The organism is Nocardia sp. NPDC051981, assembly GCF_040680715.1.
Taxonomy (GTDB): domain Bacteria; phylum Actinomycetota; class Actinomycetes; order Mycobacteriales; family Mycobacteriaceae; genus Nocardia.
Genome location: NZ_JBFAXK010000024.1, coordinates 56,427 through 69,879, shown reverse-complemented (window position 1 = coordinate 69,879; position 13,453 = coordinate 56,427). Strand labels below are relative to the sequence as shown.

The 13,453-nt window shown below is 67.6% G+C and carries 14 protein-coding genes; 3 read left to right on the top strand and 11 right to left on the bottom strand.

Going from position 1 to position 13,453, the window contains the following annotated elements:
- The first annotated feature begins 192 nt into the window (after positions 1 to 192).
- Complete coding sequence (locus AB0L60_RS32380; RefSeq protein ID WP_364621774.1) at positions 193 to 321, top strand: hypothetical protein; 129 nt, start codon at positions 193 to 195, stop codon at positions 319 to 321.
- Here the strand turns inward: AB0L60_RS32380 and AB0L60_RS32375 are convergent.
- Together AB0L60_RS32375 and AB0L60_RS32370 are read right to left on the bottom strand one after the other, a co-directional pair.
- Entirely contained in the window at positions 318 to 1,124 is an 807-nt protein-coding gene (locus AB0L60_RS32375; protein WP_364621771.1) for a nuclear transport factor 2 family protein, read from the bottom strand. The genes AB0L60_RS32380 and AB0L60_RS32375 overlap by 4 nt on opposite strands.
- Before the next feature lie 57 nt (positions 1,125 to 1,181).
- Positions 1,182 to 2,048 (bottom strand): LLM class F420-dependent oxidoreductase, encoded by an 867-nt coding sequence (locus tag AB0L60_RS32370; RefSeq protein WP_364621953.1) that lies wholly within the window; start codon positions 2,046 to 2,048, stop codon positions 1,182 to 1,184.
- 126 nt (positions 2,049 to 2,174) lie between these two features.
- Here AB0L60_RS32370 and AB0L60_RS32365 point away from each other — a divergent pair, with 126 nt between their 5' ends.
- Positions 2,175 to 2,720 carry a YdcF family protein gene (locus AB0L60_RS32365; RefSeq protein WP_364621768.1) on the top strand — a complete coding sequence of 182 codons (546 nt, stop codon included), beginning with the start codon at positions 2,175 to 2,177 and terminating at the stop codon, positions 2,718 to 2,720.
- A 104-nt stretch (positions 2,721 to 2,824) separates the two neighbouring features.
- Positions 2,825 to 4,420, top strand: coding sequence for a GMC family oxidoreductase (locus AB0L60_RS32360; RefSeq protein ID WP_364621766.1), 1,596 nt, complete (start codon positions 2,825 to 2,827; stop codon positions 4,418 to 4,420).
- Positions 4,421 to 4,484: 64 nt separating this feature from the next.
- On the opposite strand, the gene AB0L60_RS32355 is transcribed toward AB0L60_RS32360, so the two are convergent.
- Genes AB0L60_RS32355 through AB0L60_RS32315 form a run of 9 tightly spaced genes read right to left on the bottom strand, consistent with a single transcriptional unit; the run spans position 4,485 to position 13,134 of the window.
- Entirely contained in the window at positions 4,485 to 5,066 is a 582-nt protein-coding gene (locus AB0L60_RS32355) for a hypothetical protein (RefSeq protein WP_364621764.1), read from the bottom strand.
- A 22-nt stretch (positions 5,067 to 5,088) separates the two neighbouring features.
- The gene (locus tag AB0L60_RS32350) at positions 5,089 to 6,045 is read right to left on the bottom strand and encodes an MlaD family protein (protein ID WP_364621761.1); all 957 of its coding nucleotides are present in this window, start codon (positions 6,043 to 6,045) and stop codon (positions 5,089 to 5,091) included.
- Complete coding sequence (locus tag AB0L60_RS32345) at positions 6,042 to 7,211, bottom strand: MlaD family protein (RefSeq protein WP_364621759.1); 1,170 nt, start codon at positions 7,209 to 7,211, stop codon at positions 6,042 to 6,044. The genes AB0L60_RS32350 and AB0L60_RS32345 overlap by 4 nt, the downstream gene beginning before the upstream one ends.
- Positions 7,208 to 8,290, bottom strand: a complete 1,083-nt coding sequence (locus AB0L60_RS32340) for an MlaD family protein (RefSeq protein ID WP_364621757.1) — start codon at positions 8,288 to 8,290, stop codon at positions 7,208 to 7,210. Before AB0L60_RS32340 ends, AB0L60_RS32345 begins: the two co-directional genes overlap by 4 nt.
- Entirely contained in the window at positions 8,290 to 9,366 is a 1,077-nt protein-coding gene (locus AB0L60_RS32335; RefSeq protein WP_364621754.1) for an MlaD family protein, read from the bottom strand. The genes AB0L60_RS32340 and AB0L60_RS32335 overlap by 1 nt, the downstream gene beginning before the upstream one ends.
- Entirely contained in the window at positions 9,354 to 10,406 is a 1,053-nt protein-coding gene (locus AB0L60_RS32330) for an MCE family protein (protein WP_364621751.1), read from the bottom strand. Before AB0L60_RS32330 ends, AB0L60_RS32335 begins: the two co-directional genes overlap by 13 nt.
- The gene (locus tag AB0L60_RS32325; RefSeq protein ID WP_364621748.1) at positions 10,403 to 11,431 is read right to left on the bottom strand and encodes a mammalian cell entry protein; all 1,029 of its coding nucleotides are present in this window, start codon (positions 11,429 to 11,431) and stop codon (positions 10,403 to 10,405) included. The genes AB0L60_RS32330 and AB0L60_RS32325 overlap by 4 nt, the downstream gene beginning before the upstream one ends.
- 3 nt (positions 11,432 to 11,434) lie before the next feature.
- The gene (locus AB0L60_RS32320; protein ID WP_364621950.1) at positions 11,435 to 12,301 is read right to left on the bottom strand and encodes an ABC transporter permease; all 867 of its coding nucleotides are present in this window, start codon (positions 12,299 to 12,301) and stop codon (positions 11,435 to 11,437) included.
- Positions 12,298 to 13,134, bottom strand: a complete 837-nt coding sequence (locus AB0L60_RS32315; protein WP_364621745.1) for an ABC transporter permease — start codon at positions 13,132 to 13,134, stop codon at positions 12,298 to 12,300. The genes AB0L60_RS32320 and AB0L60_RS32315 overlap by 4 nt, the downstream gene beginning before the upstream one ends.
- Positions 13,135 to 13,453 lie beyond the last annotated feature (319 nt).

Here is a 13,453-nt window from a genome sequence, read left to right as displayed (position 1 = left end):
AACGCCACCGAGTTTCGATGGGCCCATTGGCAAATCACGCACGGCGAGTCGCTCACGACACGCACTCGATTTGCGAGTCGCCGCGTGTCGATCATGGTCAATCGGCGCTCCCGCGTCCAGGATGTCCTGATGATCGCCGAATGCCCTTCCTGCGCTTGGCCCTCTCCCACGGCTGTCTCCTCCCACCGCGGGGTGCAGTACCTACGCTGCGTGTGCGGCCAGTGGCTGATCAGCGTGCACGGGAAGGTGGTCGGCGCGGCCGGGGGCACCACGTTCAGCGGGAACAATCCCCTGGCGGAGATCGCCGGGATCCGGGATTAGCTCGCCGGCACGAAGATTCGCGCCGACTCGATGCGCAGCCCGCGGTCGGCGAAATCGAGTTCGGCGATACCGCGGCCCTCACGGGTCTCCACCGACACCGTCACCGAGTGCCCGGCGGCAATGGCCTTGCTCCAGCGCAGGCCCTTCACCCGGGTGGTGAAGTCCTCCAGCGACATCGCGCCGTCCACACCCCACTCCAGGCGCGGGACCGGAGCCAGAACCGCACGGGCACTGGACGAGTCCCCGGCGGCCACGGCATCCAGCAGCTGACCGGCGGCCCGCTTGCCCGCCGCGCCGACACCGCGCAGGCCGGACATGAAGCCCATCGCCCCGCCGATGCCCTGATTGCCGAGCAGCTGCGGGCCCAGCTTGGCCCCTGCCAGCAGCCCCTGCGTGCCCGATCCCAGCAGCTGGCCGATCATGCCCGCCAGCTCCCAATGTGCGCGCAGGGCACGGATTTTCAGCGCGCCGTCCACCTCGGCCAGGTCGTAGCGGAGATGCATGGGCACGTGCAGGGTGACCCCGGTGGACATGGTGGTGGCGATGGTGAGATCACGGAAGACCGTCATGCCACACACCACGTCACCGGTCACGTCGAAGACGATGCCGTTGGGCGCGATGAAGGTGTCGTAGAAGCGTTCGATGGCCGCGCGCCCGATGTGCGGGCGTGAGCCGACCGGGTCCTCGACGCTGCCGTTGTCGGCGAAAAGGCCCACCCAGGCGGCCTTGTCGTGCGCGCCGACCGCCCGCGGTGACGCTTCGACGGTCGCCAATAGTTCGGCGGCGGTGGGATTCGCGGGCACAGTGTCCTCCAGATGTTGGCAAGCGCGCGCGATGATACCGAACGCCCCGGCCCCGGACTAGATGGTCGCCAGGCGCGGGAGCAGGCGTTCGGCGAATTCGGTCGTGAAGGCGATGGGATCGCCATCGGGCATGAAGTCCAGCTCGGTGATGCCCAGGGCGGCGAGCTGCTCGGCATCCCGCAGCACCTGGTCCGGATCGCCGAGGGCATCGGACACATAGACCCCGGTCTTGCGGATGGCGTCGTAATCGCGGCCCTCGGCCTCGCAGTGCGCGCGCAGCACGGCCAGCTTGGCGGCGACCTCCTCGGGGCTGCTCGCGAAGAGATTGCAGGCGTCCGCGTAGCGGGCCACCAGCAGCAGCGTCTTGCGCTCACCGCCGCCGCCGATCCGGATGGGCGGCCGCGGCCGGCTCAAAGGCACTGGCACGCACAGGGTCTCGGCCAGCTGGTAGTGCTCGCCCTTGTACGGCCCATTGTCGGGGCCCCACATCTGCAGGCAGATCTGCAGTGTCTCCTCGAGCCGTTCGAACCGCTCGGCCATCGGGACGACCGGTACGCCGAGCCCGCGCTGCTCGCGCTCGTACCAGGACGCGCCGATGCCCAGTTCGGCCCGGCCGCCCGAGAGCACGTCGAGGGTGGTGACGATCTTGGCGAGCAGGCCGGGATACCGGTACATCACCCCGGTCACCAGCAGTCCCAACCGCATACGCTCGGTCAGCGCCGCCAGGTAGCCGAGGGTGGTGTAGCCCTCCAGCATAGGTTCCTCGGCGGTGCCGCGAAGCTCCATCTGGAAGTAGTGGTCCATGACCGTGAACTGCGCGAATCCGGCCTGTTCGGCAATGCGCGCGGTATGCGCCAGCGTCGACGCGATCCGGTCGGTCGCGGCGGGGTGCGAGTAGTTCCAGTAGTGCAGGCCCAGCTCCATGGCGGACTCCTCCGTTGGGGACGACATGCCTTTGTTTCGTGCGTGATGCCATGCGTTCGTGCGCAATACAGTCTGCCCCACGATCACGCCGGGAAGGTCGACGGCGGGATCGGTACCGTCGCAGGCGTGCCTGCTCTCCGGAGGGTCATCGCAGGGGTTGTCACCGTGACGGCGCTGATCGTCGCTCTCGCGTTCGCGGGGCTGCCGGTGTTCGTGCACCCGCAGCTGGATCCGCTGCGCCGGGCCGACGCCATCGTGGTGCTCGGCGGGACGGCCTACGCGCGCTACGACGTCGGGCTGCGGCTCGCCGAGCAGGGCTATGCGCCCGAGCTGCTGATCTCGCGATCCACCGGCCAGAATGACCCGGTGATGGACCGCTACTGCGACGGCGGGTTCGACTTCACGGTCTCCTGCTTCGTGCCGAACCCGTGGACCACCCAGGGCGAGGCCGAGGAAATCCGCCGGCGGGCCCAGGCCGGGCACTGGCAGCACATCATCGTGGTGACCTATACACCGCACGTCTCGCGCGCGCGATACATCGTGGGGAAGTGTTTTTCCGGACAGATCACCATGGTCGCCAGCCCCAGCGATTCGGGGCTGTTGTTCTGGTCGTGGATGTATGTGCGGCAGTCGGCAGGTTATGTGCGCGCGTTTCTGCAGCGCGGATGCTGAGCCGAAAGATGGGCCACGGCCGCGCAATTGAGCGGTTACGATGAGTCCGGGCAAAGGGAAGCGCGTCCGTCGCGGGGGTGGATGCGGGTGCGGGAGGATTTCCGGTGCGTATCGACGACCTTCGTGCCGTGCGGGACAGCGAGCTGACGGCCGACCTGTGCATTATCGGGTCCGGACCGGCGGGTCTGACCCTGGCTGCCGAACTCGCGGGAAGTTCGCTACGGGTGCTGGTGCTGGAGAGCGGTGGGCGCGAACTCGACCCCGGCACCGATGAGCTCAATGACATCGAGAATATCGGCGCCGCGCGGGCCCAGCCGTATCGCAATGCCCGCAATCGCATTGTGGGCGGCAGTTCGCACACCTGGAGCGGGCGCTGCGCACCGCTGGACGAACTGGATTTCACGGCCCGCGCCTGGGTCCCGTTCTCCGGCTGGCCGATCGGATTCGCCGAGGTCCAACCGTATCTGGATCGGGCGGCGGGACATCTGGGGCTGGGGTACGGGGCCGGGTTCACCGGCGACCGGTTCTGGGAGCTGGCCGATCGGATTCCGGCCCATCCGGAGGTGGACCGGCGCTGGCTGCGGCCCTACTTCTGGCAGATCAGCAAGGACCCGGCGGATCCGTTCGACTCCAAGCGATTCGGCGTCCATGCCGGGGAAATCTCCGCGGCCGATGTTCGAATTCTGCTGAATGCCACCGTCTCCCATATCGATACCGATCCGGACGGCAGCCGGGTCGAGGCATTACGGGTGGTGGATTCCGACGGAAATACCCGTATCGTGCATGCGACGCGAATTGTGCTGGCCGCCGGAGGAATCGAAAACGCGCGCCTGCTGCTCGCGTCGAATCGCATTGTGCCGGAGGGTATCGGTAATCGTCACGACGTGGTGGGCCGGTATCTGCTGGATCATCGTTGCGGTGTGGTGGGCGCGCTGGACCCGCACACCTCGTCCGCCGCGCGTGACCGATTCGGCAAATACGTGGTGAAAACCCGCGGCGGCAAGCACACCTTCCTGCACGGGCTGGCACTGTCGCCGGAAATCCAGGCCGACGAGGGACTCCTCAACTGCGCCCTGTGGATTCAGGAGGTGCCCGCCGAGGACGACCCCTGGGAGTCGGTGAAGAACCTGCTGCGCGGGCATCTGAACCTGCACGACGCCCGCACCGTCGCCGGCCATCCCGGCCTGCTGCTTTCCGGGGCCAAACGCCGTCTCATCGACCACACCGGCCTGCCACGCAAGCTCGAGCACGTGGAGCTGCGCTGCATGGTGGAGCAGACCCCGGATCCGCGCAGCCGGATCACATTGAGCGACACCGTGGATCGCCTCGGCATGCCGCATCCGCGGATCGACTGGCAGGTCAGCGCCCAGGAGGACGCCACCGTCCGCCGCGCCGCCGCCCTGGTCGCCGGCGAGTTCGCCCGCCTCGGCTATCCCCCGCCCGCCCTGGACGAATGGGTCCGCGAGGCCAGTGATCTCCCGGTCCGGCTGACCGACTGGGCACACCCCACCGGCGCGACCCGCATGTCGGCGGACCCGCGCACCGGCGTCGTGGACGGCGACTGCCGCGTGCACGGCGTGAGCAACCTCTATATCGCCGGCAGTTCGGTCTTCCCCACCAACGGCCACGCCAACCCCACCCTGACCATCGTCGCGCTGGCCGTGCGGCTGGCCGACAAGCTGCGCGGCGCCGCCGCCTGACGGGTGCACCGAAAGGCCCGCCGAGCTCGAAAGCTGCGGCAGGCCAAGGTTTTCCGGGACCCTGCTACTGCTTGGGCAGCGGTAGGTCGATGCCGCCGACGTCGGTGACCTTCCAGTCGCTCCCGGGGTCGACGCTCACCGTGTAGTAGATGGTGGTGAGGACGCCGTCCGGGTTCTGCGCATTGGTGGAGTTGACGTTCAGATAGACGTTGACCTTGTAGGCGCCGTTGTCGCGATTGGTGACCTGCGAGCTGAGCAGGGTCGGGCTCGAGGTCCACTTCAGCGGAACCAGGATCTCCTGCAGCTTCGAGGAGGTGGCGTCGAACTTGCTCGCCAGCGCCGGGGTGGTGTTGGACTTGAGGCGAGCGGTCCAGGCGTTGAAGTCGGAGAAGTTGAGGTTGGCCGCGCCCATGGCATAGTCGGAGGCCACCTGCTCGGCGTGCTTGTCGTTCGCGGCCTGGGCGTCGCGGTCCTTCAGGTCGCCGCGCGCGGACAGCCACAGCACGGTGACCGTCACCAGCGCGCCGACGAGCAGCACCGCGGCGACCGCGGTCACCAGAGTCGAGACCTTCAGCTGCACCGTCTTGCCCGGGGCCGGCGCCGGATCCGGGTCGACCGGCTGCTTCGATTCGGTGTCCTGAGACATGGTCTCCTCCTTGCTGATACTGCTACTTCACGCCGACCTGCACGCGCACGGCACCGTCACCGGTGGACGCGAGCGCCTGCGAGATCAAGCTGCTGATATTGAGCTGAGGCCCGGCGGTGCGTGCCGCGTCGGCGAGCGGCTGCAACTGGGGCGCGAGGGCCTTGAATTCGGGTCCGGCCCGCTGTAGCCATTCGGTCAGCTTGGCCAGGAACGGCGCCAATCCGTTGCCGGAGACATATGCCTGCGGCCCGGGAGCACGGTCGACCAGTCTACCGACGGCATTGATGAGCTCCTCGAGTGACTGCTCGAACTGCACGAACGCCGGTGCCGCGGCCGCCGTGGCCTCGCCCATGCCATCGATATTCGAGGCAGCCGTCTGGAAGCTGTTGAGTAGCTGAGCAATCTTGGGCTCGCGGCTGATAATCGCCGCAGCGAGTAGATCACCGGCACGGGTCAGGTTCGGCATGGCCGAATCCGTGTCGTGGAAGGCCGCTCCCAGCGTGCTCGCCAGCGAGGCAGCGACCTTCGGGTCGAGCTGGTTCATGACCTTGTTGACCAGTCGCGACACCTCGGGAATGGACAGTGGCGACTTCACCGCCGCGGCATCCAGGCGCTGGCCGTCCCTCAGGTACGGCCCGCCCGCGGTGCGGGGCCGGAATTCCACGAACGGCTCGCCCAGCGCGGACAGCTGCTCGATGGTGACGTCACTGTCGGTGGGCAGCCTGCGGTCCCCGTCGATGCGGAAGCCCACCTCGACGCCGCGCGCGGTGGAGTCCACCGACGTGATCCTGCCGACCCGCATGCCGGTGAGCAGGATGGGCGAACCCACGCTCAGCCCGCCAGAATTCGCCATCACCATGGACCCGTCGGTGTGGTGCGCGAACGGATCCGCCCGTACCACGCCGAAGGTCAGATAGCTCGCGCCCACCACGGTGACGGCCGCGATGCCGCCCAGCGACGCCAGCGAACCCCACTTCATCGCACCGCTCCGATCATGCGCAGCCCGGCCAGAATGTTGGAGACCTGATCGTCGCGGGAGACCGGATCCGCCCGGACGCCGGTGATGTTCACCTTGGGCCCGTTCTCGACGAACGGAATCAGCTTGTCCCGCAGCAGCGAGGTCAGCAGCGACAGGTTCGAGGGCACCGACAGGTCCAGCGGACGTCCCGAAAGCGCCAGCGGCGCAAAGGATTGCGTCACCGGATCCAGCGCGGTGGCCAGCGGGGCCAGCCACACCAGCGACTGCCCGAGCCGGCCGAGCGCGGCGAAGATCTGGGTGACGCCCTTGATCGAGCCGGTGATCCCGGTCATGGCGTCCACCGACTCCTGGCTGAGCTCGTGGTCCAAGAAGTCCGCGCGATCGTGCAGCACCTGGGCGTTCACACCCAGACCGTCGAGCAGCTTGTCGACCTGGTCCAGATTGGCCGCCAGATCCACCGCGTTCCCGGCCGCGTTCTGCGCGATCCGCTTGGTCTCCTCGGGATCGCGGGGCAGCACCGCATTGAAGTGGTTGATGATGTCCTGCAACTGATTCACGGCCCCGCCCTGGGTGAAGGCGGCCAGCGCGGCCATGGTGTCCTCGAGCTGCACCGGCGGGCGGGTGTGGTCCTGGGTGATGGTGCCGCTGTCCTTCAGCAGCGACCCGAAACCGTCCGGCGGCGTGGTCAGCGCCAGATGGATGTCACCCAGCACCGTGTTCTGCCGCAGCTCGGCCACCGTCGTGACCGGCAGCTGCACCTTGGACGAGATGTCCGCGTCCACCACGACATAGCCGCCGCGTCCGCCCGCGTGCGCCGGATCCACCACGCGCACACCGCTGACCGAACCGACCTGCGCGCCATTGGCGATGACCTTGGCCTTCGCGGGCAGATTCAGCACATTGCCGAACTCGATGTGAATCCGGTAGGTGGGCCCCGAAATCGTGGTGCCCGGCACCGGCACCGAGGACGGATCGAAGGCACAGCCCCCCGCCCCGGCGAACAACCCGGCAGCCAGCACGGCGGCTCCGGCACGCCTGGCCGCGCGTCCCCGCGGACGCACGTCGGAGCCTGCCCCCTGCGCAGGCTTCGACCACGCCGAGCCGCCCGCTCCCGCCCCGGAACCGAGCCGGGTGGCGACGACGATCTCCCAGCGTCCGAACCTCATCGCACACCTGCCATTCCGAGCACCAACGGGACCAGCGGGACGTTCACCATGCCGTTGGCGGCGTCGGTGCAGCTGCCCGGAGTGACGGCATTGACGGCGGCGCAGACCTGTTCGGCCTGCGGGGCCGGCAGGGCCGCGCGCGGGGAGCCGTAGGTGATGCCGTTGCCCATGATGTTCTGGGCCGCATTGGTCAGCACCGGGAGTTTCAGCATGACCTCGGAGAGCGAGCCGACATTGGCGCGCAGCAGCCGGACCAGCGGCAGGGTGTCGTCGAGACCGCGCATGATCGGGTCACCCGCGATGGTGACCAGATCATTGAGCATGGGCAGCACCTCACCGAGCCGGTCGATGAGTCGCGCACCGGGACCGAGCAATTCGGTGCTGGCATTGTTCAGCGCGGGGGCCAGCCGCAGCAGCATGGAGCGCAGGTCGCCCCAGTGCTGCTCGACCTTCGCACCGACCGCGGCGAAGGCGTCGAAGACGCCCGCCAGGTGCCCGATGTCGGCGTCCGGCTGGGCCAGCGCCGAACCCAGCCTCTTGACGATCTCGTTGATCCGCGGGCCCGCGCCCTGGGTGGCCGAGTCCAGCGCGGACAGGCCGTGCGCCAGCGCATCCGGCGCTCGCGCCTGTTGCAGCTGCGAGGACAGGTCGGCCAGCGCCGTCAGGGTCGCGGTGATGCTCTTGGGCGTCAGGGTTTTGGTGATGCACTGCGACGAATCCCAATGCGCCAGATCCTTACCGCTGTTGAGCACCGCCAGATTGCGATCGGCCACAATCGAATCCGAGACGGTGGTGGCGGCGGCGTCCGCGTACACGGGGTACTTCGCGTCGACGGAGAACTTCACCTTGACCCTGGTGCCGTCCGAATCGATGGAATCGACGGTGCCGACCGGGATTCCGCGCATGGTCACCTTGTTGCCCGCGTACAGACCGACCGCGTCGGGCATGACGGCGCAGTAGGACACGGTCTTCTTCATCGGGTTGAACCACAGCAGGTACCCGACCACCGCCAGCAGTACCACCAGCACCGCACCGGCGACCGACATGAACGCCTGCGATCCGAGCATCCGCTTGAACATCAGCAGTCCTTCCCCGGCACCGGAATGCACACCTGCGGCGGTGCCACGGGCTGCTGTGGCTGTGCCACGGGCTGTTCCGGCAGCGCGACGGTCTGCTGTGACTGGTCGATCTGCACGCCGCCATCCGGAACCACCAGGTCCGACAGCTTCTTCCGCAGGTCCTGCGCGGCAGTCAGGGTCGGGACGAACTTCTGGCCGAGCTGTTCGAGCAGGGTGATGGCGTCGGTCAGCTTGGGCTTCAGATCCGACCAGGTGGGTTCCGCACCGCCGAGCCGGCCGAGCACATCGCTGAGCAGCCGGATGGCCTCGGCCACCTCCGCGTGCTTGTCGTCGAGCACGGTGACCAGCAGGTTGGCATTGTCCATGAGCCGGCCCAGATCGGATTTCGCGCCGTCGTACATCCGCACGTACTCGTCGGCCACGGCCACCGCATCGGATACCTGGCCGCGCTGCTTGTCCAGCGCGTTCACATAGGTGTCGATCGTGGCCAGCGTGGTGCGCAGGGTGTCGGGCGAACCGTCGATCGAATTGCCCAGTGCCGCAAGGTTCTTGTTCAGCATCGAGCCGTCGATCTTGGAGAGCGGGGCGGCCGCGTCCTGGAAGGTCTCGATCAGGCTGTAGGGCAGGCGCACCCGGTCCGCCGGGATGGCCGCCGACCCCAACGGCTTGCTCCCGGCCGGGAACACCGCCACATAGTGGCCGCCGACAATGGTCAGCATGCGAATGTCCAGGGAGGTCTGATCGCCCAGGAACACATCGGATTTCACCGTGAAGCGCATGACGACCCTGTCCGGCTTCAGCTCCAGCGACTTCACCTCGCCGACCGAGATGCCGGCGATGCGCACGTCGTCGCCCGCCTTCACCGACTGTGCCTCGGACAGTTCCGCGGTGTAGGTGTGCTTGCCGAACGGAATCACATACAGCGCACCGGCTGCCGACAGGCCCAGCACCACCAGCACCGCGCCGATGACGCCCTTGCGCAGGTGCCGCTGCTGCTTGGTGGCGTCGTCGACCACCCGATCGTCACGTTTCCAACCGAGCCCGCTCCAGAAGCGGGGCAATGTCATCCGTTGCATATCGCCACCTGCTGTCCCGACACGAGCACCCTGACCACCGCTGGCACATCGGCGGTTCCCTTGCTGCACACCGGCTTCCAGCCGCTCGGGCTGGCCGGCAGGGCCGCGTCGGCCGCGCCGAGTACCGCGGGCAGGCGGCCGAAGGCGTCCACCGCCTCCTTGGCGTCGGGGAAGATCGTGCGGATCAGCGCGTCCACATCGGACCCGCTGTCGATCCCCAATGAGCGCAGCAGATTGTCGATGGGCCGCAGCACCGAGGGCGCGGTGACCGCGAATTGCGCCAGGCCGCCGATGTTCTGCTGCAACGCCTCGAAGATGTCGGAGAGCTGCTTCAGCAGCGGCACCAGGTAGTGCACGCGCCCGCCCAGCCGGTCCGACAGATCCGACATATTGTGGATCAGCGTCGAGATCACCTGCTGCCGGTTGTCCACGTACGACGCCAGTTTCCCGATCGCGTCCATGGCCGGGCCGATCCCGCTGCCGTCACCCTCGATCAAGGCCACCATGCTGGCGCTGAACTGGTTGATGGCCTCCGGGGAAATGGTCTGCAGCACCGGCTTCAGGCCGTTGAACAGCTGCGTCACATCGAACGACGGGACGGTGTGGTCCTCGCCGATGCGCGCGCCCGCCGGAATCCGGTTGCCCGGCTGCGGCTGCTGCTGCAGATCGATGTACCGCTGTCCGGTCAGATTCTGGTAGCGGATGGCCAGCTTGGAGTTGTCGTAGACGGGCGCATCGGTCTTGACCGACAGCTGCACCCGTGCCTTCGCACCCTCGAGACCGATCTGCTTCACCTTGCCGACCTGCACGCCGAACATGCGCACGTCGTCGCCGACCTTCAAACCGTTGGCGTCGGTGAAGATGGCATCGTGGGTCTCGGTCTTCCCCGACACCGGGCGCTGAATCGCGGTGAGCACCAACATGAGCACCACCACGATGACGCCCGCGAACAGGGCCAGCCGCCAGGCCGCGGCTTTCACATGCCCACCCGTCGCCCCACCGCCACCCCCGATGGAATCGCTGCGCGATGCCCGCCTCATTTGGCCCCTCCCAGCAGCGGCACCGCGATGGCAGGCACACCCTTCAGATCGACCTCCACATTCAGCTCCGGCCCCTGCCCGGTGTCCGGCATGGCCGCGCGCAACCGCTCCAGCAGCAGGCGCAATTCGGCCGCGGACTGCTGCGGCTGCGGCACCATCTGAGCGAGTGCGGTCAGCACCGGGACCAGCATGTCGGTGGTGCCGGACAGCTGATTCCCGGCCTGGGTGAAGGTGGTCGCCAGCGCCGGCAACAGCTGACCGGTGACCGTCGCTACGCCCTTGTCGTAGACGGCGCGGTCGGTCTGCAACCGCTGCATACTGCGGATCAGATCCACCACCTGCACGGTCGCGCCCGCGAACCGGCCGCCGCCCTCGAAGGCCGGGCCGAGGTTGCCGACCAGCTCCGACATCGGCATCTTCTGGTTGTCGGTAATGGTGCGCTGCGCGGTGATGAGCGCCTGCGCCAGCGGCATGAGCGCCTGGGTATCGGCCGCGGCCTGTGCGATCACCGACGCCATCTGCGGGGTCAGCACCGAATCGCCCACCTGCGAGGCGCTGCGCAGCAGCGAGCCCATGGTGGCGTCGTAGACCGCGGCGGCGCGGCTGCCCGTGAAGTCCAGCACCGTGCCCGAGCGCAGCGGGGCACCGCCCGCGCCCCGGCGCAATTCGATCTCGCTGATGCCGAAGAGGTTGGCGGGTGCGTAGTCCACCTGCAGGCTGTCGTCCAGCCCGAACAGCTCGGCATCGTCGAGCCGCAGCGAAATCTGCTGTGTCCCGTACTGATCCGGCGCGATCTCGGTGACCTTGCCGATCACCACGCCATTGGCCCGGACGTCGGTGCCGACCAGCACGCCGTCACCGATCTGCTCGGTGCGCAGTGAGATCGGCAGTCCGGCCTCGGTTTTCTGTGACCGGTACAGCACCCAGCCCGCCACCACGGCCACCACCAGCGCCAGCGCGACGGTGCCGACCGCCATCGCCCGCTTGCGATCGACGGCCACACCCGGCATTCCGTAATTCGGCATCCCCTACCCCGTGAACGTAATAGCCGAGTTGAAGCCCCACAGGGACAGCGACAGCACCATGTCCATGGCCACGATGGCCACCGAACTCGCGCGCACCGCCTTACCCGAGGCGATGCCCACGCCCTCCGGCCCGCCGGTCGCGAAAAAGCCGAAGTAGCAGTGGATCAGGATGACCACCACCGCGAACACGGCCACCTTGACCACCGCGGCGATCACGTCGAACCCGGACACGAACTGGAAGAAGTAATGGTCGTACACACCGGCGGACGCCCCGTGCACCAGCGTGATCAGCCCTCGGCAGGCCGCGTAGGACAGGATCAGCGCGATCAGGAAGGTCGGCACGATGGCGACCGCGCCCGCGAGCACGCGGGTGGTCACCACGAAGGGAACCGAACGCAGACCGAGGGATTCGATGGCGTCGATCTCCTCGGAGATACGCATCGACCCGATCTCGGCGGTCATGCGGCAGCCCGCCTGCGCGGCGAACCCGATGGCCGCCACGATCGGCGCCAGCTCACGGGTGGTGGCGTAGGCCGATACCAGGCCGGACACCGGGCCCATGCCCAGCATGTCCAGCGTGGTGAACGACTCCACCGCCACCGACGCGCCCATGACCAGGCCGAGCACGATCATCATCGGCACGGTCCCGCCGCCCACGATGACCGAGCCGCGGCCCCAGGTCATATCCGAGATAGCCCGCATGGTCTCACTGCGATAGCGCTTCAGCGTCAACGGAATCGACGACAGCACCTGCCAGACGAAGGCCAGCGTGAAGCCCAGGTTCTCCACCCGGCGCAGGATCAGGCCACGGCGGCGATAGGCGCGCGCGGCCCAGCCCAGCCCCCTGGGCACATAGGTTGCCGACATCAGGCCAGCCTCGTGGGCAGGAAGAGATCGGTGATCTGGGTGGCGACCAGATTGACGGTCACGATCGACACCACCGACAGCACCACCGCGGCGTTCACGGCGTCGGCGACACCCCGCGGGCCGCCCTTCGCCTCGAGCCCGCGCTGGCAGGCGATGATCACCACGAGGAAGCCGAAGATCACGGCCTTCAACAGTGACACCCACACATCGGCGGTGGTGGTGAAGGATCCGAAGGTGGACCAGTACGAGCCCGGCGTCACGCCCTGCCCGCCGATGGCGACGCCGTAGCCGGCCAGCACGCCCACGAAGATGATGAGCACGTTGAGCAGCGGCGCGACGAAGACCATGGCCACCAGGCGTGGGATCACCAGCCGGTGAATCGGGCTGATGCCCATGGTGTTCAGCGCGTCGATCTCCTCGCGAATGGTGCGCGCACCCAGATCCGCCGCCAGTGCCGCGGCGCCCGCGCCGCCCAGCAGGAAGCCGGTGGCCAAAGGCGCGCCCTGTTTGATGACGCCCAGGCCGCCGGTCGCGCCCAGCAGTGAATCCGCGCCCAGGGTGTGAATCAGATTGCCCACCTGGACCGAAACGATGACACCGAACGGAATCGCGATGAGCACGGCCGGAATCGCGGTCACGGTAATGAGCCGCCAGGCCTGGAGAATGGCTTCTTTCCATTGGAATTGGCGGCGTGCGATATCGGTGACGGTGCCGACCACCGTTTCCTCGGCAATTCCGACCGCGCGACCGAAGGTGCGCAGCGACGCCACCGAGGTGCTGGAGAAGTTGTCACGCACGATGCGCACGGCGGACCGATTATGGACGGCCCGGGTCATCGCAGGACTGCTTCTTCGAGACGCCGGAACCGACGTGTGGTGGCGAGCTTCAAATTTCTTCTCCGTGATCGGCAACACTGCCTGCCATCAAAGCTAATGGTTACGCGGAGTTACAACAAATCGGCCCGAGGTGTGACCGGAACCTCCAAGTTACCTACCGGTACATCCGCAGTCGGTCCCGGTCAGTGGGACGAATGGCCATATGACCTGCAGTTCTAGAACGTGTTATCAGAGCAGATCGGCTATAACTATGATGCTGAACACGCCCCGGGCGAACCCCCGGCGAGGCGGCTTCGCGGCCCTCAGCGATACCCGAAGC

Coding starts and splice junctions, on each gene's coding strand:
- AB0L60_RS32335 (WP_364621754.1), bottom strand. CDS start 9,366: ATGCAACGGATGACATTGCCCCGCTTCTGGAGCGGGCTCGGTTGGAAA.
- AB0L60_RS32325 (WP_364621748.1), bottom strand. CDS start 11,431: ATGCCGAATTACGGAATGCCGGGTGTGGCCGTCGATCGCAAGCGGGCG.
- AB0L60_RS32355 (WP_364621764.1), bottom strand. CDS start 5,066: ATGTCTCAGGACACCGAATCGAAGCAGCCGGTCGACCCGGATCCGGCG.
- AB0L60_RS32315 (WP_364621745.1), bottom strand. CDS start 13,134: ATGACCCGGGCCGTCCATAATCGGTCCGCCGTGCGCATCGTGCGTGAC.
- AB0L60_RS32330 (WP_364621751.1), bottom strand. CDS start 10,406: ATGAGGCGGGCATCGCGCAGCGATTCCATCGGGGGTGGCGGTGGGGCG.
- AB0L60_RS32340 (WP_364621757.1), bottom strand. CDS start 8,290: ATGTTCAAGCGGATGCTCGGATCGCAGGCGTTCATGTCGGTCGCCGGT.
- AB0L60_RS32370 (WP_364621953.1), bottom strand. CDS start 2,048: ATGGAGCTGGGCCTGCACTACTGGAACTACTCGCACCCCGCCGCGACC.
- AB0L60_RS32350 (WP_364621761.1), bottom strand. CDS start 6,045: ATGAAGTGGGGTTCGCTGGCGTCGCTGGGCGGCATCGCGGCCGTCACC.
- AB0L60_RS32345 (WP_364621759.1), bottom strand. CDS start 7,211: ATGAGGTTCGGACGCTGGGAGATCGTCGTCGCCACCCGGCTCGGTTCC.